At 61.1% G+C, this 25,375-nt stretch carries 30 protein-coding genes; 21 read left to right on the top strand and 9 right to left on the bottom strand.

Annotated elements, in window-relative coordinates; translation table 11 throughout:
* Window positions 1-11 precede the first annotated feature (11 nt).
* A complete protein-coding gene (locus BDI24065_RS37445; RefSeq protein WP_175035418.1) occupies window positions 12-1,247 on the bottom strand; it encodes a hypothetical protein in 1,236 nt (411 codons plus the stop codon).
* Between the two features lie 235 nt (window positions 1,248-1,482).
* The gene (locus BDI24065_RS37440; RefSeq protein ID WP_175035417.1) at window positions 1,483-2,184 is read right to left on the bottom strand and encodes a nuclease-related domain-containing protein; all 702 of its coding nucleotides are present in this window, start codon (window positions 2,182-2,184) and stop codon (window positions 1,483-1,485) included.
* Window positions 2,185-2,606: 422 nt separating this feature from the next.
* Here BDI24065_RS37440 and BDI24065_RS37435 point away from each other — a divergent pair, with 422 nt between their 5' ends.
* From BDI24065_RS37435 to BDI24065_RS37410, 6 genes are all read left to right on the top strand, one after another.
* Window positions 2,607-2,969: a hypothetical protein gene (locus BDI24065_RS37435; protein ID WP_175035416.1), complete on the top strand. Its 363-nt coding sequence runs from the start codon at window positions 2,607-2,609 to the stop codon at window positions 2,967-2,969.
* Window positions 2,970-3,081: 112 nt separating this feature from the next.
* Window positions 3,082-3,531 carry a hypothetical protein gene (locus tag BDI24065_RS37430; RefSeq protein ID WP_175035415.1) on the top strand — a complete coding sequence of 150 codons (450 nt, stop codon included), beginning with the start codon at window positions 3,082-3,084 and terminating at the stop codon, window positions 3,529-3,531.
* Window positions 3,519-4,349, top strand: a complete 831-nt coding sequence (locus tag BDI24065_RS37425; RefSeq protein WP_175035414.1) for a hypothetical protein — start codon at window positions 3,519-3,521, stop codon at window positions 4,347-4,349. The genes BDI24065_RS37430 and BDI24065_RS37425 overlap by 13 nt, the downstream gene beginning before the upstream one ends.
* Window positions 4,350-4,360: 11 nt before the next feature.
* Window positions 4,361-4,915, top strand: coding sequence for a single-stranded DNA-binding protein (locus BDI24065_RS37420; protein WP_175035413.1), 555 nt, complete (start codon window positions 4,361-4,363; stop codon window positions 4,913-4,915).
* 428 nt (window positions 4,916-5,343) lie between these two features.
* The gene (locus BDI24065_RS37415) at window positions 5,344-6,486 is read left to right on the top strand and encodes a DUF7146 domain-containing protein (RefSeq protein ID WP_175035412.1); all 1,143 of its coding nucleotides are present in this window, start codon (window positions 5,344-5,346) and stop codon (window positions 6,484-6,486) included.
* Window positions 6,487-6,578: 92 nt separating this feature from the next.
* The gene (locus BDI24065_RS37410) at window positions 6,579-6,806 is read left to right on the top strand and encodes a hypothetical protein (protein ID WP_254609939.1); all 228 of its coding nucleotides are present in this window, start codon (window positions 6,579-6,581) and stop codon (window positions 6,804-6,806) included.
* A 41-nt stretch (window positions 6,807-6,847) separates the two neighbouring features.
* Here the strand turns inward: BDI24065_RS37410 and BDI24065_RS37405 are convergent, their stop codons facing one another.
* The 4 genes from BDI24065_RS37405 to BDI24065_RS37390 form a co-directional block, all read right to left on the bottom strand.
* Entirely contained in the window at window positions 6,848-7,102 is a 255-nt protein-coding gene (locus BDI24065_RS37405) for a hypothetical protein (protein ID WP_175035411.1), read from the bottom strand.
* Window positions 7,099-7,254, bottom strand: coding sequence for a hypothetical protein (locus BDI24065_RS37400; protein ID WP_175035410.1), 156 nt, complete (start codon window positions 7,252-7,254; stop codon window positions 7,099-7,101). Before BDI24065_RS37400 ends, BDI24065_RS37405 begins: the two co-directional genes overlap by 4 nt.
* A gap of 118 nt (window positions 7,255-7,372) precedes the next feature.
* Window positions 7,373-7,717: a hypothetical protein gene (locus BDI24065_RS37395; RefSeq protein ID WP_175035409.1), complete on the bottom strand. Its 345-nt coding sequence runs from the start codon at window positions 7,715-7,717 to the stop codon at window positions 7,373-7,375.
* Window positions 7,718-7,726: 9 nt separating this feature from the next.
* On the bottom strand, window positions 7,727-8,731 hold the full coding sequence (locus BDI24065_RS37390) for a PRTRC system protein D (RefSeq protein WP_175035437.1): 1,005 nt from the start codon (window positions 8,729-8,731) through the stop codon (window positions 7,727-7,729).
* Between the two features lie 1,398 nt (window positions 8,732-10,129).
* Between BDI24065_RS37390 and BDI24065_RS37385 the strand changes: the two genes are divergently transcribed.
* Window positions 10,130-11,275 (top strand): integrase domain-containing protein, encoded by a 1,146-nt coding sequence (locus BDI24065_RS37385; protein WP_175035408.1) that lies wholly within the window; start codon window positions 10,130-10,132, stop codon window positions 11,273-11,275.
* 337 nt (window positions 11,276-11,612) lie between these two features.
* On the opposite strand, the gene BDI24065_RS37380 is transcribed toward BDI24065_RS37385, so the two are convergent.
* The 3 genes from BDI24065_RS37380 to BDI24065_RS37370 form a co-directional block, all read right to left on the bottom strand.
* Window positions 11,613-12,284, bottom strand: coding sequence for a Lar family restriction alleviation protein (locus BDI24065_RS37380; protein ID WP_175035407.1), 672 nt, complete (start codon window positions 12,282-12,284; stop codon window positions 11,613-11,615).
* A 599-nt stretch (window positions 12,285-12,883) separates the two neighbouring features.
* Window positions 12,884-14,098 (bottom strand): DUF1173 family protein, encoded by a 1,215-nt coding sequence (locus BDI24065_RS37375; RefSeq protein ID WP_175035406.1) that lies wholly within the window; start codon window positions 14,096-14,098, stop codon window positions 12,884-12,886.
* Window positions 14,095-14,430, bottom strand: a complete 336-nt coding sequence (locus BDI24065_RS37370; RefSeq protein WP_175035392.1) for a hypothetical protein — start codon at window positions 14,428-14,430, stop codon at window positions 14,095-14,097. Before BDI24065_RS37370 ends, BDI24065_RS37375 begins: the two co-directional genes overlap by 4 nt.
* Before the next feature lie 564 nt (window positions 14,431-14,994).
* On the opposite strand from BDI24065_RS37370, the gene BDI24065_RS37365 reads away from it, so the two are divergent.
* The 14 genes from BDI24065_RS37365 (at window position 14,995) to BDI24065_RS37300 (ending at window position 25,213) form a co-directional block, all read left to right on the top strand.
* Complete coding sequence (locus BDI24065_RS37365; RefSeq protein WP_175035405.1) at window positions 14,995-15,996, top strand: N-6 DNA methylase; 1,002 nt, start codon at window positions 14,995-14,997, stop codon at window positions 15,994-15,996.
* A gap of 117 nt (window positions 15,997-16,113) precedes the next feature.
* Window positions 16,114-16,437, top strand: a complete 324-nt coding sequence (locus BDI24065_RS37360; protein ID WP_175035404.1) for a hypothetical protein — start codon at window positions 16,114-16,116, stop codon at window positions 16,435-16,437.
* Complete coding sequence (locus BDI24065_RS37355) at window positions 16,434-16,817, top strand: hypothetical protein (protein ID WP_175035403.1); 384 nt, start codon at window positions 16,434-16,436, stop codon at window positions 16,815-16,817. The genes BDI24065_RS37360 and BDI24065_RS37355 overlap by 4 nt, the downstream gene beginning before the upstream one ends.
* Window positions 16,818-17,041: 224 nt before the next feature.
* Window positions 17,042-18,718 (top strand): PRTRC system ParB family protein, encoded by a 1,677-nt coding sequence (locus BDI24065_RS37350; RefSeq protein ID WP_175035402.1) that lies wholly within the window; start codon window positions 17,042-17,044, stop codon window positions 18,716-18,718.
* Window positions 18,719-18,796: 78 nt separating this feature from the next.
* Window positions 18,797-19,240: a PRTRC system protein E gene (locus BDI24065_RS37345; protein ID WP_175035401.1), complete on the top strand. Its 444-nt coding sequence runs from the start codon at window positions 18,797-18,799 to the stop codon at window positions 19,238-19,240.
* An 8-nt stretch (window positions 19,241-19,248) separates the two neighbouring features.
* Window positions 19,249-19,467 carry a PRTRC system protein C gene (locus BDI24065_RS37340; protein ID WP_175035400.1) on the top strand — a complete coding sequence of 73 codons (219 nt, stop codon included), beginning with the start codon at window positions 19,249-19,251 and terminating at the stop codon, window positions 19,465-19,467.
* A 99-nt stretch (window positions 19,468-19,566) separates the two neighbouring features.
* Window positions 19,567-20,712, top strand: coding sequence for a PRTRC system protein F (locus tag BDI24065_RS37335; RefSeq protein WP_175035399.1), 1,146 nt, complete (start codon window positions 19,567-19,569; stop codon window positions 20,710-20,712).
* 11 nt (window positions 20,713-20,723) lie between these two features.
* Window positions 20,724-21,452 (top strand): PRTRC system protein B, encoded by a 729-nt coding sequence (locus BDI24065_RS37330; RefSeq protein ID WP_175035398.1) that lies wholly within the window; start codon window positions 20,724-20,726, stop codon window positions 21,450-21,452.
* The gene (locus BDI24065_RS37325; protein ID WP_175035397.1) at window positions 21,449-22,087 is read left to right on the top strand and encodes a PRTRC system protein A; all 639 of its coding nucleotides are present in this window, start codon (window positions 21,449-21,451) and stop codon (window positions 22,085-22,087) included. Before BDI24065_RS37330 ends, BDI24065_RS37325 begins: the two co-directional genes overlap by 4 nt.
* Window positions 22,081-22,911, top strand: a complete 831-nt coding sequence (locus BDI24065_RS37320) for a PRTRC system ThiF family protein (RefSeq protein ID WP_438820047.1) — start codon at window positions 22,081-22,083, stop codon at window positions 22,909-22,911. The genes BDI24065_RS37325 and BDI24065_RS37320 overlap by 7 nt, the downstream gene beginning before the upstream one ends.
* A gap of 269 nt (window positions 22,912-23,180) precedes the next feature.
* A complete protein-coding gene (locus tag BDI24065_RS37315; RefSeq protein ID WP_175035396.1) occupies window positions 23,181-23,642 on the top strand; it encodes a hypothetical protein in 462 nt (153 codons plus the stop codon).
* 86 nt (window positions 23,643-23,728) lie between these two features.
* Window positions 23,729-24,121, top strand: coding sequence for a hypothetical protein (locus BDI24065_RS37310; RefSeq protein ID WP_175035395.1), 393 nt, complete (start codon window positions 23,729-23,731; stop codon window positions 24,119-24,121).
* A gap of 8 nt (window positions 24,122-24,129) precedes the next feature.
* Window positions 24,130-24,603 (top strand): hypothetical protein, encoded by a 474-nt coding sequence (locus BDI24065_RS37305; RefSeq protein WP_175035394.1) that lies wholly within the window; start codon window positions 24,130-24,132, stop codon window positions 24,601-24,603.
* 214 nt (window positions 24,604-24,817) lie between these two features.
* Window positions 24,818-25,213, top strand: coding sequence for a hypothetical protein (locus tag BDI24065_RS37300; RefSeq protein ID WP_175035393.1), 396 nt, complete (start codon window positions 24,818-24,820; stop codon window positions 25,211-25,213).
* Window positions 25,214-25,375: the final 162 nt, after the last annotated feature.

Raw genomic sequence — 25,375 nt, 5'->3', positions numbered from 1 at the left:
GCCCGTCGGAATCAGGCTTTTGCGGCGGCCGTCACCTCAACATGGAACTTGCCGATCAGATCGCTGAACGCCTGAAACAGCGGCTTGAAGCGTGTCGGGTTTCCGTCTGCGGTCGCGAGCAGTTGCGCGCTGTGGTAGTCCTGTACGAACGAGCCGAAAGTGTCGATCAGCCCGCGAATCTTCTTCTCGAGCACCGCGCTCGCTTCGATTGCCGCGCTATGTTCCTGCGCACGAGCTTCGAGCTCTGAAAGTTGCGCCTGCACCTCTTCGAGCTTGGCGCTTGCCGTGTCGAACTCGGCGAGCTTGGCGTTCAGCGCATCCTGCAGCTTCGTGTAGGCGTCCGGCAAAGTCGGCACCGGAACCTCGGTCCTGACCGGGTTGGCCTTGAGCTTGACGATTTCGGCGGTCAACTGTTGGACCTCGCGTTCCGTGTTCGCCAGCGTCTGGTGCAGCGTGCTCACCTGCTTTCCGGCTGAGGCGAGCGAGACCTGCGTCTCTTGCGCTTTCACTTTCTCGCGCGATTGTTCTTGGCGTACGTTGGTCAGCTCGGACGACAGTCGGTCAATTTCCTTTTGCGCGTCGTCCAATCGGCCGACGGTGGCGGTCAATTGCGAGGTCGCTTCCTCGATGCTGTTGTCCTTGCCAGCGATCTCGTCCTTTAGCGATGCGATGAGGCGTGTGACTTCGCTCTTGGTGAGATCGGGGTCCTCGCGCCGTGCGTCGATCACTTTCTCGACAACCTCGTCGCTGATGTGGCTGTGGACCAGCAGAGACATGTCGCTGATCGTCAGCATTTCGACCGCGCCAATGTTGTTCGAGAATTTGTTGTAGCACCGGATATACAAGCTGACTGACGACTTCGACTTCTGGAAGAGCTTGGTGAGGAAGGCATAGACCTGCTCTGCGGCCATGTTCCGAACCTTGCGGGTGTCTCCCATCGTGCTGACGTAGTGTCCGATCACGGAGGCGTGGATATGCGCGAAGTTGCCACCGATCCGCATGTGCTCCTGCATGATCTTGCGGGTCGAGTGAGCGACTTCCTCGCTCTCATGGATGATGATCCGAATCAGGCTGTCGGGCAGATCAGCGAACATTTCGCGCGCGGTGGCACTGAGTTCGACCTTGTCAGGCACGTGCGCGAACGTGGCCGGCAAGTCGAGTTCGTCGCTTTCCGACGTGGAACCGTCCGGGACGGTGGGGTCGAAGGTTGCGTCGTCTTCAGGTTTTTTCGGCGGTTTCTTGGACAAAGTGTTCTCCGATTGATGGGCATGCCGTCCCTGGCACGGGCACGGCGGCTAGCTAGTCGGGTCGGGCGAGGCCGGTCCGGTGGAAGCGAGACTTGGGGTTGTGCACCAGCTTACGCGGCGCTTTTCAGTGTCAAGGTCCGAAAGCTGCACGAAACAATGTGTCTTTCGGGGAAATGACGCGCACCGGCATTCTGAAAGAAACTGTTACAGATTGTTAAAAAATGTAATACGGTGGTCATATGTTTACGGATGAATTTCGGGCAACTTTATGGCGGTGCTCGGACAGCGCGGCACCGGTCGGGTCGTTGACGCTCAGGCGACGCACAACATCCCATGCAGCCGAAACGTTGATCTTCGGATTCCCGGACTCGACGTGCCGCTCCCGTTGAGTCCGCAACCAGTAGCCGAGGTCGCGCAGGGTCACCAGAGAGAGCGGAAGGTCGGGGGAGAGGCGGCAGGCGTCGTGGGAAAAGACGCCGAGGCCCTGAACGTTCCACGGCGCGGGCAGCGTGCCACGCAGGAAGGCGACCTTCGCGCGGTTCTGGCTGATCGGCGAGCGCCGCTCCTCCAGCTTCCCGCCGGGCAGGTGGCAAACGACTTGGTCGGCGGTCCGGCCCGGGAGGATCGAGCCGGCCCAGTTCTTCGTCTCGATCACGAAAATGCCGAACGGGGTGACGACGAGGTGATCGACCTCAGCGGTTGGAAACTCGGTGCCCGGCGCGTGGAGCAAAAGTAGCGCGGTAGGGTGCACATAGAAATCGTTGCCGCAGAGCTGCGAGAGGATGCGCCGCAACTCCTCGATCACGCGCGCCTCGCCCGCATCGCCCGATGCCTGGGCTCGCGTAACCGGCGATGCGGAAGGGCGACGCGGGTGGGATTTCGTGTACTGCTTGGACAGTGCCCAGACACCGACCAGAAGGATGAGAATCCAGAACATTTGGAAGCGCCTCGTTTGTTGAAGTGACGCGTCCAGTTTGTCTCCGATTTTTCGAAGTCAAGTTCCGGCGAAAGCTATACGATTTTCTGGAGCATTCTCGGTTTAGCCCATCAACCGGTTGCGTCGAGCGGGCGCTGCCAAAGCTGTACGCGATTGGTGAGCATTCGGCGCGGCCCTCTCGTCAGCGGGGCTTACCCTACCTCTATCACGCGTTCCTGACGCATCGACCTTCCTGAGCCGATCGGCTCTGCCATTTCGCGGCCCGCCCGCGCCTTCCTTTCAATCTGCCCTGAGCGATTTCGTGCGCTGACCTCGTGGTCGCGGACGAAAGCGCTTCGCGCCGATTTCCTTGCTCGTCCCGAGCATCGAAACCACCGGGCGTTGTCCGGACATCCCCTTGTTCAATTTCTCTGGAGAGAAAAATGTTGAAGTCCCTGTTCAGCGGCGCGTTCAAATCGCCTGGCAAGTTCCTCGCTCTGTGTGTGGCGCTCTATATTGCCGCACACTCCATCATCGTTATGGCGTTCGTGGTTCTTGCAGCTATCAATCACTTCAGGAGCGGCGCGAAGAGTGCGCCGCGTCCGTCCGAGCGCGATAGCGCCGATGGTCAGGACGTCGAAACCGCTTCGCAGCAGGCGAAGCGCGGTCAAGGCGTCGTTGCACGTCCCGCAGTCCAGGTACCACCGACCCCTCAACGTCAGTATGCGAAGTCGGCGGTTGTCATCCCCATGAAGGCCCGGCCCAGTTCAGCCGCCGCCCAATCTTTGAAGACGGGCACGAAGTAAGTCGCCCCAGTCCGACCGTGCGAAGCAATTCGCACGGTCACCCCATCTCCCACCGGGAACCACGTTCCCGGTACGGGGAATGAGGTGCCCGGTCGCAATCCGGAGCACCATCATGAAACCCCAAGTAGCTGGTTGGCAGCTCGACATTTTCGGCGGCGATTCGCCGATTCTCATCACCCCACCTAAGCCCGATCCCCTGCCAGACCCTGATCTTTGGGAGCCGCACGTACGTGAAGGGCTCGCCGAGGCGGTCGTATTCCTCGCACTCGACAGCCGGCGTAGCGACAACCTTCCCGAGATCCTCGCCGACTGCGCAGCGATTCTCAACGATCGCTATTGCAACCGGCCGGTCGACAAGATCGACTACTACTCGACGCTCGGTTGGATCATGGAGCTTTGGACCGGAGCGATCCCGTACCGATGGGTCTGTGCTATCCGCAACGTCAATCCGCGCACCATGCAGGACGCGATTCGGGACTGTCCACTCTTCAACTATGACTTCGAACGACTCAACCGCTGGTGCAGTGGCCAGCTGTCGCTGGAGGCGCAATGGGTAGCGTGACGATGTTCTTCACCCGCGTGCTCGCTCAGGCGTTTCCGGGCGGGCCACGCCAGTCGACGGTACATCAGCCGCCACCTGGCAGCAATGTACGCACGGTCGGGACCGGGGCCTTGAACGAGACGTTCGTGACGATCGGTGGAATGGCCCACCTGTTTGTTGACGAGGGCGACAGCGTGGTTGAGTTCGTGCCGGCCTTCGACGATGCACCTGGGGACACGATGTTCGGCACGAAGATCCTGCCGGCGTTGGCGCCGCACTGGGCTATGTTGAGCGAGCACGAGATGCCACTGAAGGATGCGATCGCCACGGCGATCCGCCGCGAAAGCCTCCCGGCTTCTCCCGCTTCGAGTGTCGCTTCGGCTCCTGCCGACTCCGGAGCACGTGCGGAGCAATCGCAAGGCGCACGGCAATCGACTGAAGACGCTGAATTCGAGCCGCGTACCTCTTTGCCAATGCGTGAATCCAGTCGGTCCCGGAATCAGCGCGGTGGCAATGAGGCGGCTGGGCGCTCCCCGGTGGTCGAAGGCCGGATTACGAGTTGGGGCGAAGAGACGTTTCCCGATCGTCGTCCTGGCAAGTCTCGTTCCTATCGTTCGTTCGCAATTCATCTCGATACGCGTAACGGCGACGAGACGCTCCAAGGCGAGGGGCTGAAGGAAGCGATCAGTGAATGTGGTTGCCGCGTCGGCGACCTCGTCAAGGTGAAGCGCCTGCGCAAGATCAAGGTGCCGGCTTTCCGCAAGGAGGACGGATCACCCATTTACAAAGACGGCCAGCAAGTCATGTGGGACAAGTGGCTGTGGTCAATTACCAAGTGAAGGAGTTCTAGATGGCATCTGTAAACAAAGTGATCCTCGTCGGAAACCTCGGCGCTGATCCGGAAGTGCGGTATCTGCCGAGCGGCGACGCTGTAGCGAATGTGCGTCTTGCGACGACCGATCGCTATAAGGACAAAGCGTCTGGCGACTACAAGGAAATGACCGAGTGGCATCGCATCTCGTTCTTCGGCCGGCTGGCCGAAATCGTCAGCGAGTACCTGAAGAAGGGCAGCTCGATCTACGTGGAAGGCCGGATCCGCACACGGAAATGGCAAGGCCAGGACGGACAGGACCGTTACTCGACCGAGATCGTCGCAGACCAGATGCAGATGCTCGGCGGCCGCAACAGTGGCGGTCGCGGTGAGGGCGGTGGTCACGGTGGTGACGCGGACTTCGAGCAGGGCGCGCGCCGTCAAACGGGCGCTCCTGCATCGCGACCGGCACCCGGTCAACCGCCGGCAAGCAACTCGACGCGTCCGCAGCATTCGGCGCCTGCGCCGGCTCAAACGCAGTCGTATGGTGGCGGTGGTGGCTTCGACGAGATGGATGACGACATCCCATTTTGATCTGACCCCACTAAAATATCGCAAACAGATGGTGCTCCCGTAAGGGCTCACCGTTCGATTGATCTCTCCCGTTTCATCTCACCTTTCGCGAGCTGTCGTGCCCTCGGGCGCGGCAGCTCGCCGTCCTTCTTTCCTCGCGTAATTCCTGTCCCGCTGACGTTGCTGAACCAAGCCGACGCGCTCGCGCGGCTTCGTTGAGCAAGCGTTTCTGCGCCTGTCTCAGGCATCGAAAAACCCGCAGTCCAACAGGAGAAATCCGTGAACGAGAAGTGCTTTTGCCTTTCGTCCCGTTTGGGGCTCTCCGTGTTGCGTCGATTCGACGCGACGTTGGGGACCACTGCGGAAGAGAGGTCTAGTGATCCATCTGTGCTGCCCATCCGAGTGATGGCGGCACGCGTTTCCGCCGTCGGGCGAATGGAGGACAAATCATGCGTGAGCTGAACAAACTGGTTCTCTCGAACCTGGACTGGTCGAACATTTTTCCGCATTACATCGACAGCGGATTTTTGAGTGGAAAAGGGCGGTGGTGGACGTGTCCGCTTTGCGATGGGGAAGAAACCTTTCGGATCTATCCGGCCGAAAGAGACCCGAACGGTGGTTGGCATTGCGCACGCTGCCTGAAGGGCGGTACGGGCGTGCAGCTTATCCACGAGGTGACGGACAAGCCGTATCGCGAGATCTACTACGAGCTCGAGACTGGCAACTACAACGGTGGGATTCCCGCCGCGGTTGCGCGCAAGGCGAAACCTGCTCCGGCACGGCCAGAGAAAAGCGACGAGCAGAAGCGTCGCGAAATGCAGGCCGCGTGGGACGGTGCCGCTCCGGTGACTGATGATTCGCCCGTCTGGACTTATCTGTCCGCGCGGATCCCCGGGCTGCGGCCCGAGTGGATCGGACGCGACGTGCGCTGCCACCCTGGTATGGAGTACGTCGACGCCTTCGGCAAGAGGCAGGGGAAGTTTCCGGTGATGCTTCAGCGCGCGCGATCGCGAGTAGGTAAGCCGCAGCGTGTCCATCGCACCTACCTCACGGTCGACGGCGGGAAGGTTCCCTTTCTCACGAAGAACGGGAAGGCGCGGGCGAAGCTGGAGATGAGCGCGCCGGCCGGTAGTTTCGGCTCGTCGGTGCTGCTCAACACGACACGTGCTCGCACGCTTGCATTGGTGGAAGGAGCCGAAACTGGCTTTGCGGTCGTCGCACGGTATGAGAATCGCATCGAGGTCCGCTGCCTGCTGAATTGCGGTGGCCTGGAACATGCCGATATCAACTGGGACGACTACGACCACGTGATCATCTATGCAGATCGCGACAAGGTCGACCAGCGCCGCGGTTTCCGACCGGGTGAGCATCACGCGCAGATCCTTGCCGATCGCATTCGCTCGCACGGCAAGCGCGTTTCGATCGTGAAGTCGGTGGTCGAGGGCGTGGATTTTTGCGACGTATGGAAGCTGCAGCACCAACGACGTATGCAGCAGCGTGATCGCGTACAGGCGCAGCAGTTGGCGCGTGAGGAAACGCGGAAGCGGAACCTCGCGCAAATCCGCGGTACCGGGATGTGTGCAGCAATGTGACGTCAACGCCGGCATTCGCCGGCATTTTTTTCTTACCCGGTGGGGATACGTCCCCTCCGGGCCGTATTGCGCCGGGCTACATCACGAGGTGAATGATGGGCTCGTTTCGACTTGTGCTGGATGAGTTTGAAGTGGTCGCGGCATCGCCGGCAGCGGCGGCAGAGGGGGCAACGGACCTTTCCGAAGGTCCGCGCTTCGACGTGATCGACCGACTGCTTGAAGGTGACGATCGCTTTATCCTGCGGGATGAAGCTTTCCAGCCGGCGGTTGACTTTTGTATTGCTTGGCTCGAAGAGAAAGAAAAGAGCAGAAAGCACTAAATCTGACGACAAGCGGCTTCCTTCGGGAAGCCGCTTTTTTTTTAGTTGCGCCCGAGGAACCGAACGACGAAGAAAATGACCTTGAACATCCGCCACATCCCACTGGCCCAATACGCACCGATCCCGCCAACAATGAGACACAGATCCGCGATGTCGCCCGCGCCTCGGTTGTGCATGAAGGCACCCGCCATGAAGAGCAGCGAGTACGCCAGAACGAGGATGATCCGCCGGACGACAAAAGGTAGAGCGCGGTAGCCGCGTGCGACCGCGGACAGCGCTTCGGTGACGGCCTTCATTCCGCGTCCTTGGTGTTGGCGACGTGGGCATGCCATGCGGCGACGGAATACTCGGCGGCGATGGCGGCCGCGACAACGGCGAGCCAAAAGAACGGGGACGCCAGCTTATGGACCAATTCCCCGTTTCGGATCCATTCGATCAGTTCCAGCATGTTTTTCTCCTTCTGTTCCGGCGCGTGGCGTGGGACACGTCTCGATCACCGACCTCGTACGGCTATTCTCTCAGGTCTATACAGAAAGCAAGGCGCGAATAGACGGACCGACAGTTGGTCACCCCCAAGCGCCGAGCTGCTCGTGAAGCGAGTCATCAAAGCGTGCGCCGTCATGACTTCCGTCGCCGACGCTGAGCACCTCAAACCCCTCGTTATCGCCCGTGCTCGACGGGCGTACCGGCTCGAACTGGCGTGAAGGCTGCGTAGCGAACGGCGCAGTGGCCACGGGCGCCAGCGATGCGACGCCGCCGCGTCCGGTCAACTCCTGACGCAGCGCCGATTCCGCCAACGCTTTGAGCAAGGCGGCCCGGCGACGGGCCGACGGACACGCGCTCAACCGCTCGAACAGCAGCGGCGACACGAGCTCGTTGATCGTGATGGTCATCTCGATCTTGTCGCTCATGTCCGCTCCTTACCGACGCTCGCGGGCGACGCTCGACTCCCCGACCAGCAGGAATCCTCGAACGTTCGCGAGGCACGGCGCGTCGATGACCTCGATGACGACGCGCGGGAACGCATGGCGGATGACGGATGCGTAGAGCGCCGCACCTCCACCAGACAGGATGATGGACCGGACGTTTGCCAGGCGGCCGACGTTGTTCTGCATCTCCTTCACCACGCCCGAGATCAACGGCTGCGCTTTCTCGAGATAGGGCGCGAGGTCGATGTTGTTGCCGTAGAAGAAGAACGGCGTCTGCTCGCGCAGCGCTTTGTCGATCCGCTCGATGTCCTCCACCGCGTCACCTTGGTCGCGCGCGATCAGCTGGGCGATGCGCTGATAGATCTGCGATGCGCCGCCGGGCATGCCGCCGCTGCGCTTATCGTCCATCGCGAAGCCGGTCGCGTACACCCAGTCGGTCGTGAAGTAGCCGACGTCGACCACGAGGTGTTCGACGTCGCGGCCAAACCCACCGTTCCGGTTGGTGGACGCAAGGACGAGCGAGCCGAGCGGTTGCGGGATGACCATCACCTTGTCGATCTTCACGCGGCCGGCGCCGAAATCCAGCGTGCCGGTGAACCGTTCCATCAACTCACCTGCGTACTTCTTCAGGTTGTGAACCGGCAGACCGAGGACGAGGCGCTCGATATGCGTCACGCCGGCAAAGTGGATCGCACCGAAGAGCAGCGCGGCGTAGTTGTTCGTGAGGATGTAGTCGTCGGCGAGTGCTCGACCGGTGTTGCCATACGCGGCCGTCAGCGAAACGTCCGGTCCGACCTCGTACTCGACCTGATCGATCACGATGGTGGCCACCTTGCGGGCCGTCAGGACGCTGTCGCCGTAACCGGCGATCGAGCGGCTTGCCGCGAGCGGCGCGAGGGAGGGGAACATGCCGGTGGCGATGTTGTTGTTCCCGGCACGGTGCGCGTACTTCGTGTTGCCGTAACCGACGTCGATAGCAAAGACTGCAGTTTTCAAGGGCGACTCCTTCGGTCGATAGTGTGAGATGGCAGGCGCAACGTCGAACCTGGAGCCGGACTTCGACACGGGCGCAATGCGAAAGTCCGAGATAAAGTCGGACATTGAGTGCGGGCCGATTTCGAAGTCGGACATAAAGTGGGAGATTGCAGTGGCGAGCCCTCGAATCTCCCGGATAAAGTCCGAGATTGCGTGATTCAGTCTATCGAGCGGTTCGCGAAGTCAAGTTTTGGAAAGCGGCGCACTTCCCGCCAGCTTTCGCGCGATCGAGCGTGACAAAACGGCCTATTCTGGGCATCACCTACCGCGTCATCGACGCATCGACCCCGAGCGCCAGGCGCTCACACCTCCCTTCCGGCCCGCTCTGGGCCTCCAACGCAGTGAAATGACCGGGCCGCACATTGACGCGGCCCTTTTCTGAAGCAAATCAAGTACACAGTGGTCCACCTTGAGGACCCCTGGACAGTGCGATATCCATACGATCGGCGGCGGTTTGCCGCAATGGGACGCAATGAGGACATGTGGACACCGGACACCGGACAGTCCACGCGGCCTCGATTGCGTCTGCTCACGCCCTTTCAGCGAACGAGCTGGGTGCGTTCAGGAAGCCCGATACACCGCGGCCGACATGAACGTGCTTGGGGGCGGGGGAAGTCTTGCGATCCGGAGAGACCGGCGTCGCGATTCCCTGATTGGAAGAACGAACGGTAGGCGCAGCCGTAACCCAAATGCGCAACAGGAATTGCGCGGCACATAGCCCGGCGTCGGCAACCGCGAGGTCCGTCGGCGTCGAGACGCGCAAGCGTCAGGCTGGCAGGGTAGCCACGAAGCTGGACTGTGCGGAGGCAATCCGCGCAGCGCGTCCTACAAGCGGGCGCGAAATGATCGGGGACGGTTTGCGCGAAGCGCGAGCTGCGTTGGTCACGGCAGCAGGTTGGACGGTCGGAATGCATGCTCTTCCCATGCATCGGGCTGATCGGATGGAATCGCTAAAGGACAGGAAGCAGCAAGACCGCGCCGGCGGAATCCGGCGGAGCCGTCTGCGCGACAGCGATGACGGAAGCGGGATAGTCCAGTGGGGCGCCAGGTAGGGGCGGCCCGCTGGAAAGGTGAACGTCTATGGTTCAGTGCGCGAGGTCAAAGTTGATCGCGCTGGGGGCGTCCTGAAATCCGGCGTGGGGCTTTCGCGGAGCGCGCATGGCCACCCTTGACGGAGGGGCCGCGCGTCATACGATGGCTCGAGCATAGGAGGCGATGCTTGCCTTCATGAATGCTGCGAGGACATTGCGGAGCGGGCGTCACTGAACGTTGTGGTGAGCTCGGCATGTCGAATGATGGACTTGAACGGCGGGGGATTCCCGCCGAGTGTGAGCGGTGTAGGCCGCAAGGAGTAGACGTATGGCTGCGATCCTCAACGTGCGATCCGTTGTGGGCCGCTATCGACTGGCGCCCGAGTTTCGCGACGCGCTGCTGGTGCTCTTCGATCAGCACGTCGCGGAAATTCATAGCACGACGCGAATCAGCAAACGTGCCTTGTCGATCAAGACGCAGGAATACCGGGCGACGGCGATCTGCAAGGCGTTCGTCGAATTGCGCGAGGGCGGCTTCGCGTTGCAAACGCCCTGGTCGTTGAAGACCAAGCACGTCGAGTACCTCGTCGATCGATGGGTGAAGGACGAGCAATCGGGCGGCACGATCGAGAACAAGCTCACGTACCTGCGGGCGCTTGCGCAATGGCTAGGCAAGGCCAACCTCGTCGGAACGCTCGGCGATTACGTCGATCGACGTGCGGCGGGCCTCGAGCGCAGCTATGTGGCGACCGAGGACAAATCGTGGGTGGCGAACGGCGTGGACGCGGTGGCGAAGATCGAAGAGATCGCGCAAACGTGTCCGTACACGGCAGTGCAACTCAAGCTGCAGGCAGCGTTCGGGCTGCGCGTCGAGGAGAGCTTCATGCTTCGACCAGTGGAAGCGGTGCGCGATCCGCATAACCTCGCGGTGACGCGCGGGACGAAGGGCGGTCGGCCGCGAGAGGTGCCGATCGAGCGAAAGATCGAGATCCTGGAGGAGGCCGCGCGCCTGAGCAACGGAGTGACGGGATCCACGATTCCCGCCGGCCGCTCGCTGAAGCAATGGCGCGACTGGTACTACTACGTGCTCTCCAAGCACGGCGTGACCAAAAGCGGTATCGGGGTGACGAGTCACGGGCTGCGCCACGAGTATCTGCAGACGCTCTATGCGGATGTCGCCGAAGTGCCGGCGCCGATCAAGGGGGCGTCAGCGCGTCCCGATCCGGCGGCACATGAGAATGCCAAGCGTCGGGTGGTCGAGGCGGCTGGGCATAGCCGTCCGTCGAAGGCGAATGCCTACTTGTCGACGTTTGCGCGGCAGGACGAAATGCGGAAGATGCAGCCAACCGCCGACGAGGCGAAGGCTGCACTGGAGGCGGCAAACGGAAACAAGAGCCACGCTGCGGCGGCGCTGGGCATCTCGCGGCAGGCGTTGTACCGAATGCTCGGTGCGCAGGCGAGAGAAGCGACGTGATTCGGGGTGCTGACGCCGGCGACGTGCCGAGACTAGCCGGGCGAAGATGGAACCACGCAGAAAGCGCTTGAAATCAGGGGGTGATACTGGAATTGCGGCGGGCCGGGGCTCGATACACTGAGTGTGTCTCTCTCAGGTTCTGGCACGGCCCTCGGATTAAGCTAGAACCATCGTTCAGCCGGCGCAAGCCGGCTTTTTTTCGCCTGCTGCATCGGCGCGACGCGCGCTCCGATCTTTCGCGGTAGTGCATATCGCGCCGTGCGCGATGTCGAGCGCGACGAAGATCTCCATCGCGTTGTAGCAGCGCAGCTATTCGGACGCAATCTACCTCACTCGACTACCACCGATCTCTGTCCGGCATGGCGTCGACGGCAATAGCGATCCGGTCCTCGAACAGAAAATCGCGGTGCTCGCTCGGCGAGTGAATTTTCGGGAATTGGACATAGTCCGTGCCGTCGACGTCGATCCATTTCGCAAGCTGGACGAGTTTCCGGTACCGCCCAGCGTCCTCGAGCACGGGCGCAATCGGCCAGGAGTCGAAGGTGACGACGGTCGCATCGACGACGCGCTGCGCCAGCATCTTGAAGATCGGGCCGACCTCGGTCCAGTCTCCTTCGACGCGGGATAGCATGTCGAGCACGAGCTGCGTATCGCAGGCGCCGAGTTCTCTTTCAATCAGGCCGCGTACGTCTTCTTTCAATACAGCAGGGCGATTTAAGCGCCGGTTCCAGGTTTCGGCGCATCGGTCCTTCGCCGCAGTCTCGTCATTGCCGATCGCTTCCCACTGCGTCGACATGCCGCAACCCGTACAGTAGATGCAGACGATCGGCTCGGTCTGAGGGGCTTCGGGCGGGCGGGGCGTTACATCGCCGATGCGCGGTGGGCCGCCGAAACGGCCGAACTGGCTGAAGTCGAATAGGCGATTTTCGTCGCCGTCAACGAGTCGTTGGGATCGGCCGACGGTCGGCCGGCCGCCACAGTGCTCACATGGATAGAGCTGTTCGATCATTTGTCGGAAGGTTGTAAGTTTCTCGTCGCCGGCATTATTGCTGTTTTTGCAAGATGGCAATACCGAGAAAAGCGCGGATATTCCTTCCGATTAATAAAGGGTCCCGGCGAATTAACGTCGAGATGCGCGCTTCTCGGCAGCGTGAATAAGGGACAGGAGTGATTCGGTAGACGTTCCCGAATGTCCGGCTTCTCCGAAGAATGCCAGGGTGCCGTCACTTTTATCGGTAGGAAATACCCGTCGTGCGGACAGATCATTCGCGACGACCCAGAAATGCCACGCGCGTGCGTAATGCCACCACGTTCCAGCACGATCGAGTTCGGCCCACGACGCTCGAAACTCAAGGATAGCTCCGAAGCTGGTGAAGACCGCGCATCGCATCCCCTGTTCATCGGTGACTGCGATCGCCAGCTGTCGGCCGCCGGAAATGGAGTTGTCTTGGCTGCATGCCATGGAGAGGGCGGGGAAACGCGGGCCCCATTGATCGGTGCGGGAGACAGCGCGTTGGAGGAATAGCGACTTGCCGTGCATTGGAGGCATCCTGGTGAGAAAGATGTCTCCATCTTGCCGGGCGCATGGCGAAGTCAAGTACCGGCCGTTCAGCGCGCGATAGGAGGGAATCGGATGTCGGCCAATGCCGTCGTGTCGATGTCCCACTCGACGGCTTGGATCCCGCGCGCGGTGCGAAGGCGCTGCTTTTCTCGCTTGCGGGCCTCGTACGTCGCCATACCGTTCATGCCGTAGACCTCAATGTGGGTAGGCTCTGATGTATCGTTCAAAACGAAATCGGGCAGCATTTCCGCACCTTCAACCAGCCGTATCGGCTTGTCGAAACTGCGGCGCTCGGCGACGAGTCGATTCGCCATCGCGACCTCGTGGATCGAATCGCAGGTGACGTATGCCGCCGAGCAGAGCATCGCGGCCAGGTCAACGACGACATGGTGACCCTTCGGTGTGCGCTCGATGACGAGTACCACAACGACGCGAGCATCACGATCGCCAAGCGCCCGCATCGCGTGGCTGTATCTCTTTTCGGCAAGGGAGAGCAGCTCGCTGTTGCAGTAGTACCGCTTCGCACTCTGGCGCAGAGTGAGCGAGCGGCCGTACGGCGTCACGCCAATCTCTGCGATCTCGCCGACGACCAGGCCGCGATGATTCGCTCCCTCTCGCTGGCCGACACGGGAGAGGAACTCGTCGAATTCGCTGTTGATCGCCTCTTTGTCCGTTTCCTGGAACCGCCGCATGACGTGAAGCACCTGTTCCGCAGGCTCGCCGTTGATCATCGCGTCGCCGAGCGCACCGAGGATGCGTGCGTTGCACACTCCCCAGTTGCGCACCCGATCGGTGCCCGACCACCGATTGAGACCTGCGACCTGCCAGAGCGCCTGCAGGAATCCGAGGAGCGGCGCCGAGCGTCGAGACGTTGTGGGTCCACCGGCCTTCCGCTGGCCCTTAGACGCTGCGGCGATCGTACGCTGCGTGAGGGCGACGTCGAGCTTCGCGCGCAAGCCAACTGCAGTGGCAACGATGCCCGGAAGGCTCACGCCTGCGTCGCTTCCGCCGTCGTTCGGGTCTTTGTGGAACGAGCATGACTTGCGTTCGTGCAACGGGCCTTCGTCCGGCCAGCCAGCGAGGTGCAGCAGGCTGCCGTATCGACGGATCTGGAGGCGGAGTGGCGCCGAAGTGCCGCGGCAAAGGCACTGCGCGTAGCCCGGATTGATCTTTGCGCGCTCGAGCTGGCGGACAAAAGCTGCCGGATGCTCCTGAACGTCATCCAGGGGCACGGTAAGGCCGGAGAAGAATACGTTGCTCATCGAGTGTCCTTGTTGTAGCCGGGCTCGGTTGTTGCGATCTTGGCCACCCATTTGTATTCGCGTCCGGTTTCTTTCTCGGTGAGGAACCATTCACCGGACGATAGGCGAGTCACGTGGCAAAACGGGTAGCGCTGCTCCATAACGGTTCTCTCGTACACGTCGCGCTGCTTTCCCCAATGTTCGAGCTGTCGTTGCAGGCGGGAGTATGCCCAGCAGATTGCGAGGAAGGCAGCGATCGCACATCCGAAGATCACTTTGATGTCGTGGCCGAGCCTTGCGAAGACAGCGGCAAAAATGAGGATCATCAATGGGATGGGAATGAACAGATTCATATCAGGAGCGTTGAAGTTCTGACGGTACCAATGCAAGCGCGGCTGACGACATCGAGCATTGGAAGGCAATGTCGCCTTACCGACGGCTCGAGTCCAGCCGGTTTGACGAGGGCGACGGATGCGCCCACCTCAACCATGCGACTCGCGGCCGACCGAAATGACCGCGAAAGCGCGCCTGTTTTCTGGAGCTTTCCGTATAGCCCCCCTCAACCGGTTGAGCGGCGACGTTCATGCTCAATTTTTGAGCATCACGAGGTGAGGCACGCCGGGCGTAGGTCCGCGGGACTTATCCACAAGTTTGTGCAGCGGGAATGTGGGTATCTCAACGAGCTCGCTGACGACGGAAAAGCGTGCCAGTACCGGCCCGCATTTCGTGGCGGTGGCACCGCTGCCGCGCTGTACCATTCCTTTCATCTACCGCGTCAATGACGCATCGACTCACGGCCGCGCCTGCGGCCCATTCACTTCACCCCTACGGGATCATTCCCGTCGGGCGTGCTCTCCCGTCGACAATCTGGAGAGCACCATGTCCGCATCCATTATCCGCACGCTCGAGGTCGCAGCATGAGCCGAAAGAGCGCGGAGAGAAAATTCGCACGCGCAGCTGACCCACATCAGGCCGAGCTCGTGAAGCTGATCCAGCAGTTTGGCTACTCGCACCAGACGAACACGGTGTTCGCCGACTTTGTCGAGATGGCCGCGATCGCGCTAAGTAACAGCGTCGACAAACCGCAATTTGATTCGCGCGAGAAGCGCTATCTGGAGATCATCGGAAAGTACAAGCCTGACGAGGTTCAACTGTTTGCTCGGATGTTCGCGGAGTTGACACTGTCGTTCGAGCATCGACTCGGCGTTGACGACGACCTTCCGCCTGGCGCATTGCCCTGTCCGGGAAACCTGACGGACGTGCTCGGCGAGACGTACATGATGATGGGCATCGGCAACGACCGCGCCGGCCAGTTCTTCACGCCATACAGCGTTTCGCGGCTGATGGCAGGCATCACGATTGGTGGCCGAAGCGAGGTCATCGAGCAGGACGGGTTCATGCGTATGCAAGAGCCAGCGTGCGGTGCAGGTGGCATGGTAATCGCAACGGCCGACGCCTTGCTTTCGATTGGCCAGAACTACCAGCAGACCATGCATGCAACTTGCATCGATATCGATGCGCGCTGCGTCCATATGACGTACCTGCAGCTGGCGATGATGCACATACCGGCGATCATCGTGCATGGAAACGCGCTCACCTTGGAAGTCTGGGGCATGTGGTACACCCCGGCCCATATCCTTGGGGGTTGGCGGGCGAAGCTCCGGCAACGCAGACAGGCGGACGCTTTACGCGAATTGCTGGCGCTAGAGCGAACCACCGTTGTTCCAGATGCTGGCGCGGAGCCAGTTCGGGATGGCGAATTGTTGCTCGCTGAGGACGTCGTTTCGGTGACTGATGTTGAGGTGCCGGCGGCCGCAATGCGAACGAGCGACGATGCTCTTTGTGATCTCTTCGACGCGGCAGTTGCGGAGTCGAAGGTCAGCATCTTCAATGTCGTCGACCAGTTGGCCCTCTTCTAGGCGGCCTCGGCACACACGTCTCTTTAAGCCAGGCCCGATCTTTTGATCGGGCCTTTTTTGTTGCTAGACTTGTTTCAATTCAAACAACGCGAGGGCCTTACGCTGGAGAAGTGGATATTGTTCGCCGAAATGCTCGGCCTACTTGTTGCGGTGATCGCATGCGGCTACGCAACGATGAGAGAAATTCGCCGTCCGCTCAATGAAGAGGAGGTGTCTCTGCTACAGCTGTTGGGTAGTCGACATGCCGAAGTTGCACGGCTGATCGCCCAGTGGTCCGCCGAGCGTGAAGTATTCGTCGTCGTCGATCTCGATCAGGCCAAGTGGGTGGCGGAAACCACTGAAGCGCGCGACGCCGCGCAGCGGGTCCTGCAGGCGATGCGAGAGCTTGGCCGGTCCTCCACGGTTGAGCACCAGGCGACTGGGCAGGCAGGGGCGGCATGACGAAGTGGATCATCCGGCTGTTGGTTGTAGCCGCAGCTCTGGCGTCGATTCGGTATTCCGGGAGCTTCGAGCGCGTCGACGTGGCTGTGCCCGGGGCGTGCGTTGCGGGAATCTCGACAGAGGTCGTCAACGGCACCAGCGAGTGTGTGTATCGCAAGGCGAGTGTGCGCGGGCGTGTTCTCCACCGTGATTTCGAGGTCCGAGGCGATAGTGGTCAAAGCGTCTTCGTCGCTGACGCGTCCGTCGTATCTCGCGCGGACAGCACGAGGCTCACTTGGCGCTCGGCTGCGCTGTTCCTGATCGCGGTTGCAGCGATCTGGGCTCCCGCGCTGCTGCGTCGTTTCGGTGGCAGCACTAAAGAGGCGCCGCACGCTGGCTAGCAATCGAGTATGGCCGTTCGCGACGGTTCACTACGGGAGTGATCGCCGAAAGCTAGGTGATTCTTCCGGGCTTTCCGGCGAGCCCCCGAAAATTCAAGCGGTATCTTTTCCTCATCTACCGCGTCTCCGACGCATCGACTCAGCCGGCGCCGCCGGCATCTCTTTTCAACCCCATCGGGAACCACTCCCGATCGGGGGCAGGTTCCCTCCCCGGAGAACCTGCCATGCAACATGCACACCTGCAGCAACCCACCATCAAGCTGCGTCGGATCAAGCTCGGGCGAAATCCCCGAACGTACTTCGACGACGCCGAAATGGAGGAGCTGAAAGCATCGGTCCGTGAACGCGGCGTCGATACCCCTGTCATCGTTCGACCGCTCGACGACGAGTATTTCGAGTTAATCGCTGGCGGCCGCCGTTACAAAGCCGCGATGGAAACACGTGGCGAAGACTACGATATGCCGGTCACGCTGAAGTTGGTCGACGATGCCGATGCTGAAGAGATCGCCCTGATCGAGAACATTCAGCGCGCGAATCTCTCGCCCGGCGAAGAGGCTGTTGACGCTGCCAGATTGCTCGGGCGCTGCAAGGGCGATCGGGAAGAGGCGGCCAGACGTATTGGCTGGAGCATTGCTACCCTCAACAGCCGCTTGGCTCTGCTCAATTGCAGTGCCGAGGTCCTCAATGCGCTGAACACGCGTCAGATCTCTCTGGGGCATGCCGAGTTGCTAGCGGCCCTATCCAAGGAGAACCAGGACCGTGTGCTTCCCGTGATTGTCGCGGAGAAGAAGTCCGTGTCCGATGTCCGGAAGCTTGTGGAAAGCGCAGCATGTTCTTTGAGCGCCGCGATCTTCGACAAGACCGACTGCGCGGCTTGCCAGCACAACTCTGCGACGCAGGGTGAGATGTTCGGCGAGTCGATCGCTACCGGGAACTGTACCAACCGTGCCTGCTACAACGGCAAGACCGAGAAGCAGCTCGAGGCGACTGCCGAAGGGCTGCGCGAGGAGTTTCCGCTCGTGCGCATCGTGCGCGCGGGCGACAACAACACGCGTGTGCAGCTTGCGGTCGACGGTACGAATGGCGTCGGGGCTGAACAGGCGAAGGCGTGCCACGGCTGTCAGAACTACGGCGTCGCGGTGAGCGGCTTGCCGGATTCGCTTGGCAAGGTCTACCGCGGGCAGTGCTTCGACGTCGTCTGCAATATGAAAAAGGTTGCAGCGCGGATCCAAGCTGAGAAGGCACTGGCGAGTTCAGGTGACGGCAAGAACGCCGCTGTAGCTACGAAAGGCGGTGGAGGGAAGACTGCCTCAAGCGCTACGCCGGCAGTAGCCCAGCCGGTAACGGTCGTCGCTGAATCCGACCGGGTGAAGCTATACCGGGAGGCGCTCTGGCGAAAGGCGTTGCGTCGCGAAGTCGTGAAGGATGCCGGGCTGGCCCGGCAATACCTGATCGCGATCGTCCTCGCTGGATACGCGCGGCAGATCAAGGAGGAAACTTTCCGGGCGGCATTCGAGAAGGTGACCGACGAGAAGGCGCCAGCGGGCGATTTCGGTAAGGCGCTCTCACTGAGCGCCGCCGCAAACGACGAGCAGCGGGCCACGCTGATGACCGGCATGCTCGTCGCGGCGATCGAAGGCCTCGACGTGACCTACCTCCGCCAGCTCTGCAAGCACCACAACCTCGACCTGACTCGGCATTGGAAACTCGACAAAGAGTTTCTGGAGCTCGTCACCAAGGCCGAGATGATGGTGATCGCTGACGAACTGGGGTTGCGCGTGGCGATGGGGGACACCTTCAAGAAGGTGTTCTCGAAGTCGAAGGCTGACGTCATCACCTCGCTGCTTGCCGTCGAAGGGTTCACCTACGAAGGCAAGCTCCTGAAGGTCCTGAAATTCTGAAGAGCGGCCGACCGTTGGTCGAACCGCATCGATATCTTGCGCCGCCTCGCGCGGCGCTTATTTTTTCTGGAGATTCGTATGTTTCAAGCCCTGGAAGCGCTGATTCGTTCGGCGGAGAAACTTGTGTTGACGTTGGCGATGGACGGCGATCGCATTGCCGTGGTTGTGATTCCGTCAGGTGGTAAGGATGCCGCGCTCCGGCAACCGCTGATCCTCAAGGCGACGGCTGCGGAGCTCGACGAGGGCTTCGCCGCCGCCGTAAGGAGCTTTTCGGTCGCGCACCAGTCGCTTGGCGAACAGGTGCAGGCGACCAACGCCATTCTCGAAGCGCAGCAGCAGACGCAGGTGTCGAAGGCTCAAAAGGTATTGTCGAAAGCGTCGACGCCATTGGCTTCGACTGCGGAAGACGGGCCGGATGGGGATCCTGATGACGAGGCGGCCAGCGCGGCGCCGGCCGAAGGGTCGCCCATGGCGACCGATAAGCCGGCAGGTACGGACCTGTCGAAGTTGCTCGATCTGTGAGGTGAACGATGTCGATCAGCATTGCAGCAATCATTCGCGAGTTCACCTACAACGGTATGGCGCTCCTGGACCCTGGTGCGGCGTTCTCGCCGGATCAGGTTCGCGATCTGTACACCGCCCAGTACCCCGAACTGACAACGGCCGCTGTTGACGGGCCGGAAGTCAAGGGTGAGGTGATGGCCTACAAGTTCGTCCGTGCGGCCGGCGCTAAGGGCGCCTATGCGTAAGGACGCATTACTCAAGGCGCTGTCCGACCCGGACAACGCATTCAACCAACAGGAACCACCCGAAAGGGTGGTTTTTTTATATGACGAGGAATCAAAGAAATGTTCTTCGATCCTGGATTACCTGATTCAAACGTCGCTGGAGGCGCCGACGCGTCCTGGCAATCGGCACGCATTGCCGCTGCCCGACGTCGACCTGCCGCTGATCTTCTGACGCTCCCGCGACTGGATTTGACGATCCCAACGCAAGTCAGGCTACGTTGGCGATCCGATGTGGTCGTAACGGACCTCGTTCGGAAGCACTTTCAATATGGTCCGCTTCGCGCGTCGGACGTGCACAACCCGGCCGATCCCGGCGACGCATTCCAGCAGGCGTTCTTTGCATGGATTCACCGGCAGATGGGAACGTTTGAACGGCTGCAGTTCACGCCACTTCTGTTCGATCGGAATGCGGTGCAAGACGTGATGAACGGTCTCGACGGGGAGTCGGAGGTTGACGATGAAACGCCACTCTTCTTCACGATGGAGTTTCCGCAAGAGTGGATCTATTCACTCGAAGGAAGGGCTCTCGCGCTGCGTGAAGCTCATCCGGGTTTGCTCGCGGCTATCACGTCAGCTATCGATTGGGCCAGCGCCCGTACGCTCTGGGTGCGCGGCGCAGACTGGTTTATGTACGAGTTCGCATGTGCGTGGTGGGACGGCGACGAATCCATCTCGGATAAAGATGCTGACGAGTTCCTGCGTGACGCCTTCGATGACGACGCCGATGCTCGGCATCACTACCTTCCGTCGACGGTGCGTCCGTTGCTCTGTCCCGAGGATGTTCGCCCGTCGTTTTATCGCGGTGGGCGGTGGCACCGAAATCATCTGCCGTTGAAACAGCTCGCCGCATTACGCAACCGCTCCCGCGGATACGTGCGCCGTGCATGCACGGAAGTCCTCAAGCTGCATGCGCTACTGAACCAGCGGCGGCGCAAGCACGATCTCTTTGACGTGACGTATTCGACCAACCCGGCATATGCACTTTGTTCCGTCGTTTGGGCCCGGGACGAGTTCGTCGGCGAGCTGCTGGACCGTCACTTCGACTGCTGCGCGAACAGTGGCGATTCGACGGTCTACAGCGGGTTCTCGCGGCTTGCCGGTAACGCGCAAGCAATCCGACAGCAGTATTCGGACCTCTCGCTTGCATTTCAAATTCTTCGACACCTGGATCGTCTCCTCACGCTCGTGACGGAAATTACCAATTAACGGAGTTGTTCATGTCTTCTATCTCACAGGGCCGTACGGGCTCTAATGTAGCTTTGTCTCACGCACTTCTGCTTTACGCGAACGACGCGGGCGCCACCTTTGCGACGGCGCACCCCATCGTGATGGCCGGGCGGGATGCCAAGCCGGTAGTCGGCGCTGGTCGCCCTCTCGATCGTGTGGTGTTGATCGAGACTTTGCGGCAGCTTGCAGCGAACAGCGCACCGCGCGCGGAGTTCCTGCCCGCGACGGTGTTGTGCGTGTCCGCTGACTCGGTGACCTGGTGGTGCCCTCCTGGCCTTCGTCGTGTGTTCTTCAAATGCAAGGAGATCGGCGAGCGTTCTTCGGTCGTGCCGCATCCGGGTCTGGTGTTCCGTGCGTCGAGTAACGGTTTCGCCGTCTTCGCGGTTCAATGCGCAGGGCGGCCCGATGCCGATACTCCGGTTTTCGAACCTCCGTACTTCAATACCTGGATTCGAGGCGGGATATGCATCGGTTCGGCCCGCGTGCCGTCGCGTGTAGACGTGGCATCCATCGGTGGTTGGGAGGCTGGATTCTTCGAATCCGCATTCACTCACCCGAACGCCGGCGGCAAACGTGTCGATTACCAGGACGGTATTTATGCGTTCTGGCGCGATATGCTCGACGGAAAGTTTGGCGAGGTGTTCCCTATAGAAGCGCTGGTTCCGACGAAATGGTCGGCGGGTGAGGTTGCATGCGGTGTCCACCGGGAGGGTGCATGAACCCGATCGACGCAATGCTGCAGCAGTCATTTCCGGCCGTGATGGTGCCGTCGCGCGAGCCGGTCGAGTCGATGACGCGTTTGGGGGAGCGCTTGTTGGTCGCATCGAACGGCGTTTTCATCGAGGTCGTGCGTCCGTGGATTCGCGTGGTTCGGCGAATTGCGATGTATCACGCACTGACTGCGGTTCCCTACGGAACCGTTGAGGAGGTGACTGAGTTGCGCTGCGGCCCGGTTCCGCCGACGTTGATCGCAGAGTTTCAAGCGATGACGCGCGAGGCCTTCCCGAACGAAGTGGGTGCCTGGATCGTCTGGAGCGAAGTATCGCGCGAGTTCCGATTGATACGAGTGCATTCGTTGTCGCACGGGCCTTCACATCTCGACTACGATCGGCCGGATCTCGCCGAAGGAGAGTCGCTGGTCGTTGACTGTCATTCTCATGGGCAGTGGAAAGCGTACTTCTCGATCACCGACAACAAAGACGACCGGTACGACGTGAAATTTGCGTTCGTGCTGGGCAATTGCGACCGCGAACCAACGCGAGTGCTACGTCTTTGCGTGAAGGGGATCTTCGAGAACTATCCTGACGTGCCGCAACCTTGGGCCGCAGCGCTTGCCGGAGCAGTCTCATGCTGAACGAACCACTTCAACATCGCATACCTGCGGATCTGTTGCGTCGTCCGTGGAAGGTCGCAGTCGTTGGCGCGGGCGGGACAGGCAGTGCGTTTCTGCCCAGCCTCGCGCGCTTACACCACGCAATGATCGAACTCGGTCATCCGGGCGGGATCGATTGCACGGTGTACGACGACGATACGGTGAGCGAGACGAACGTCGGGAGGCAAGGGTTCTATCCGAACGACGTCGGCCTGTACAAGGCGCTCCTGATGGTGAATCGGCTCAACAACCTGATGGGAACGAACTGGGAGGCTGAGCCGCGCCGTGTTGACTCGAAGGTGAGCCTGGATGCGGACATCGTGGTCGGATGTGTCGATACCCGACGCGCGCGACACGCCATTGTGCAGGCCGCAAAGCGGGGGGATGTCCGATACTACCTCGACTGCGGTAACGAGACCGACCGCGGCCAGGTCATTCTCGGGGAGCTCGGTAAAGCTCGGCACGACAGATTGCCCCACGTGGGTGATCTGTTCCCGGATTTGCTGAACGCGAAGAACGACAAGGGCGACGATCTGCCGTCCTGTTCGATGGCCGACGCGCTGCGCAAGCAGTCGTTGGTCATCAACCAGGCGATCTCCGTTCAGGCGTTCAACCTGCTCTGGACATTGTTCCGGACGGGTTCGCTGTCGTACTCGGCGGTGTTCGTAAACCTCGCAACGGGAAGAACGAATCCGGTGCCGATCGATCCGGAGGCCTGGGCGCGCTTCGGGTATGACGCACCCAAACCGAAGAAGGCGAGGCCTCGCAAGGGCGTGGCCCCGATCGATTCGGATATCCCGTGGTAGATTGCCAACACAACTTCAACCAGCGCCTTCCGAGAAATCGGGCAGGCGCTTTTTTTTCGTCCGGAGGAAAGCGGGGCGGTTTTCCCGACGATTCCGGCGGCTGATGGCGGCGCGCAGGCCTACACTGGTCCTGTTTCTCGCGCATCTGCGCATCGACCCCAGCCGCACCGGTTCTACCCGTGCGCATTTCTCTCACCGACAACGTGTCGGCTTCCCTGTCAGGGCAATCTCCCTGACGGGCGATTGCCCTCTTTTTTGAGGCAATCGTCATGTTCAAGCTTCTCATCTCTGTCCTGCTTCTCGCGTCCCTGACCGCGTGTGCTTCGTACGACTTCGGCTCGCCCGATGTCTACCAGCGCTACGACGTTCAGCGTGGGGGCGAAATCGAGGCGGCCACGGTCGTCAGCGTGCGCGGCATCACGATCAGCAGTGAGTCGGACCGATCCGGTCTCGCGTCGTTACTGAGTGCGGGTGTCAGCGCGTTTCTCGGCTCGCGCACGATCGGCGGCGGCAACGGCCGATACATCGCCGGCGCGCTTGCTGGTGCTGGTGCGGCATACGTCTCGCAGCGGCTGTCCGAGTCGCTTGCGCGTCACCCCGGCTTCGAGGTCGTGGTGCGTACCGCGTCCGGTCGGACGTTGGTGGTCGTTCAATCCAACGAGCAGCGCTTCGCCCCCGGCGATCGCGTGATGCTCGTCAGCAGTTCTTCGGGCATGCGCATCACGCGCTGAGCCGTTCATTCGCCGGCTACTGCCGGATTCTTCCTGCATAGCGAGGTTCCCTTATGGGACCTCGCTTTTTTTATTTCGAGGGCAAGATGTTCAAGGTACCGAGAGTTCTTTATGCCGATCGGCGTGCCGCCGGCGCCGCGTCTGACGCAGCGCTGACGCACCACGCGACGCGAATGCTGCACCGTGTCGCGCGCGATCTTCGGTTGCGTGCGGCCGAGCATGAGGTGGTGGCCGAGCCGGCGAAGGCCGGCCGCGGCTGCCGCGTCACCCTGCGTACCAGCCGGATGATGCTCGAGGTTGCGGACTCGTCATCGCGTCAGCACGTCGCGGTGTCGTTCCGCACGCGGCGGGGTCGTCGCGACCTGTCGGGTGGCGGCGACAACGTGGTACCGCTCGCGCAGCTGGACACGGACGAGGGCTACCAGGCACTGCTTGGGGACCTGCGGCTCGTGGATGGCCTCGACAGTGATCGGCGATAGGAGGCGCGATGCAATTCGTTGATGTGTGCATCGAGTTTCCCTCGGGGACCACGATTATCGATCGTGGGTCCTACGACGATCAGCTGGGAATGGTCTATGTATCGTCCCGCGTCCGCGCCTGCCTAGCGGTAACGCAGGACAGCGAGTCTCCTCCCGAGATCACGGCATCCTGGGACGGCTACGAGGCCAAGCTCATCCAGTCGACGGGCGACAGCTTCGCAATTGTCTCGATCGTTCCTCCTGCGTCATCGCCGCGGTCAAGACTCGGGGCGCGGCTCGTTCGCGCATCATGGTCGAAGGATCAGCGGCAGCAGTTCGGGCGGTTCTGCCATACGCTCACGGTCTCATCGATCGTCGGCGTTGTCGGCTATGTCCACGCCATCTCGGAGTTCTCGATCTGGGCAGCGATGAACGTCGCCGCCCTGGTCGTGATCGGTGTGATAACCTACATCGTAGGCATGGATTCCATGAACGGAGAATGAATATGTACTTCGGTCCTGTTGCACTGCTTCTGACGCTGGTGTTCTGCGGCTACGGCATCGTCGCATGCGAACGCGGTCGCAAGGCGGAGCGCGACCAACGTCGTTCTCTGCGACACCACACGCATTAAATCGAACTGACGGCCGCCCACCTGGGCGGCCGACTTTCTATCAAGGGCTGCACCTTTTGGTGCGGCCCTTTTTCTTTGGAGTTTCCATGTCTGAAGTACTGGACTTGCCGGTTGAGCTGGCCAAGGTGCTGTTCGATCCGGTTGGCAAGACGGTGGGCGAGGTCGCCGCCGAACTTGATCAGGCGTTACGCATTGCCGACCTTGCGCCCGAATGGGTGGCAGCGGCCAATCAGACCGCTACGGCGGAGGAGGAGCTTTCCGGCCTTCGCGGATCGTCGGCGTGGCCCAAAGCACCCTATCGCGCCGGCCGTATCTGCGTGTCGGTCATGCGACTCGACTTCGACGCAGGCGTGCAAGTCGACGTCATTCGAGCCGTGGACGGCCACCGGCGCATTCAACCGGTGATACGCATCGGGGCGCGTTCCCGATCGCACGCCTGGGCCATAGCCGCCACCGTTTCACGGCTGTTCGATCTCGACTGACGCTTCACCCTTTCTTTCTCCCAATCCGGGGCAACTGCCCGGATGGGGTGGTTGCCCCTTCTGCAAGGACAACCACCGATGTACTGTAAGCGGTCTATAAAGCACGCCTCTCTAGATCCCTGGCACGTCACACTCGGTTAAGATCGGCTTGCGGTGGGGCAG

It is taken from the genome of Burkholderia lata (assembly GCF_902499025.1).
Lineage (GTDB): Bacteria > Pseudomonadota > Gammaproteobacteria > Burkholderiales > Burkholderiaceae > Burkholderia > Burkholderia lata_C.
The sequence above is the reverse complement of the archived record's forward strand: the minus strand, read 5'-3'. Positions and strand labels throughout refer to the sequence as shown.

Excerpts from the sequence above, each read along its gene's own strand:
- BDI24065_RS37440 (WP_175035417.1), bottom strand. The coding sequence starts at position 2,184 with ATGTTCTGGATTCTCATCCTTCTGGTCGGTGTCTGGGCACTGTCCAAG.
- BDI24065_RS37435 (WP_175035416.1), top strand. The coding sequence starts at position 2,607 with ATGTTGAAGTCCCTGTTCAGCGGCGCGTTCAAATCGCCTGGCAAGTTC.
- BDI24065_RS37430 (WP_175035415.1), top strand. The coding sequence starts at position 3,082 with ATGAAACCCCAAGTAGCTGGTTGGCAGCTCGACATTTTCGGCGGCGAT.
- BDI24065_RS37425 (WP_175035414.1), top strand. The coding sequence starts at position 3,519 with ATGGGTAGCGTGACGATGTTCTTCACCCGCGTGCTCGCTCAGGCGTTT.
- BDI24065_RS37420 (WP_175035413.1), top strand. The coding sequence starts at position 4,361 with ATGGCATCTGTAAACAAAGTGATCCTCGTCGGAAACCTCGGCGCTGAT.
- BDI24065_RS37415 (WP_175035412.1), top strand. The coding sequence starts at position 5,344 with ATGCGTGAGCTGAACAAACTGGTTCTCTCGAACCTGGACTGGTCGAAC.
- BDI24065_RS37410 (WP_254609939.1), top strand. The coding sequence starts at position 6,579 with ATGATGGGCTCGTTTCGACTTGTGCTGGATGAGTTTGAAGTGGTCGCG.
- BDI24065_RS37405 (WP_175035411.1), bottom strand. The coding sequence starts at position 7,102 with ATGAAGGCCGTCACCGAAGCGCTGTCCGCGGTCGCACGCGGCTACCGC.
- BDI24065_RS37400 (WP_175035410.1), bottom strand. The coding sequence starts at position 7,254 with ATGCTGGAACTGATCGAATGGATCCGAAACGGGGAATTGGTCCATAAG.
- BDI24065_RS37395 (WP_175035409.1), bottom strand. The coding sequence starts at position 7,717 with ATGAGCGACAAGATCGAGATGACCATCACGATCAACGAGCTCGTGTCG.
- BDI24065_RS37385 (WP_175035408.1), top strand. The coding sequence starts at position 10,130 with ATGGCTGCGATCCTCAACGTGCGATCCGTTGTGGGCCGCTATCGACTG.
- BDI24065_RS37380 (WP_175035407.1), bottom strand. The coding sequence starts at position 12,284 with ATGATCGAACAGCTCTATCCATGTGAGCACTGTGGCGGCCGGCCGACC.
- BDI24065_RS37375 (WP_175035406.1), bottom strand. The coding sequence starts at position 14,098 with ATGAGCAACGTATTCTTCTCCGGCCTTACCGTGCCCCTGGATGACGTT.
- BDI24065_RS37370 (WP_175035392.1), bottom strand. The coding sequence starts at position 14,430 with ATGAATCTGTTCATTCCCATCCCATTGATGATCCTCATTTTTGCCGCT.
- BDI24065_RS37365 (WP_175035405.1), top strand. The coding sequence starts at position 14,995 with ATGAGCCGAAAGAGCGCGGAGAGAAAATTCGCACGCGCAGCTGACCCA.
- BDI24065_RS37355 (WP_175035403.1), top strand. The coding sequence starts at position 16,434 with ATGACGAAGTGGATCATCCGGCTGTTGGTTGTAGCCGCAGCTCTGGCG.
- BDI24065_RS37350 (WP_175035402.1), top strand. The coding sequence starts at position 17,042 with ATGCAACATGCACACCTGCAGCAACCCACCATCAAGCTGCGTCGGATC.
- BDI24065_RS37345 (WP_175035401.1), top strand. The coding sequence starts at position 18,797 with ATGTTTCAAGCCCTGGAAGCGCTGATTCGTTCGGCGGAGAAACTTGTG.
- BDI24065_RS37340 (WP_175035400.1), top strand. The coding sequence starts at position 19,249 with ATGTCGATCAGCATTGCAGCAATCATTCGCGAGTTCACCTACAACGGT.
- BDI24065_RS37335 (WP_175035399.1), top strand. The coding sequence starts at position 19,567 with ATGTTCTTCGATCCTGGATTACCTGATTCAAACGTCGCTGGAGGCGCC.
- BDI24065_RS37330 (WP_175035398.1), top strand. The coding sequence starts at position 20,724 with ATGTCTTCTATCTCACAGGGCCGTACGGGCTCTAATGTAGCTTTGTCT.
- BDI24065_RS37325 (WP_175035397.1), top strand. The coding sequence starts at position 21,449 with ATGAACCCGATCGACGCAATGCTGCAGCAGTCATTTCCGGCCGTGATG.
- BDI24065_RS37320 (WP_438820047.1), top strand. The coding sequence starts at position 22,081 with ATGCTGAACGAACCACTTCAACATCGCATACCTGCGGATCTGTTGCGT.
- BDI24065_RS37315 (WP_175035396.1), top strand. The coding sequence starts at position 23,181 with ATGTTCAAGCTTCTCATCTCTGTCCTGCTTCTCGCGTCCCTGACCGCG.
- BDI24065_RS37310 (WP_175035395.1), top strand. The coding sequence starts at position 23,729 with ATGTTCAAGGTACCGAGAGTTCTTTATGCCGATCGGCGTGCCGCCGGC.
- BDI24065_RS37305 (WP_175035394.1), top strand. The coding sequence starts at position 24,130 with ATGCAATTCGTTGATGTGTGCATCGAGTTTCCCTCGGGGACCACGATT.
- BDI24065_RS37300 (WP_175035393.1), top strand. The coding sequence starts at position 24,818 with ATGTCTGAAGTACTGGACTTGCCGGTTGAGCTGGCCAAGGTGCTGTTC.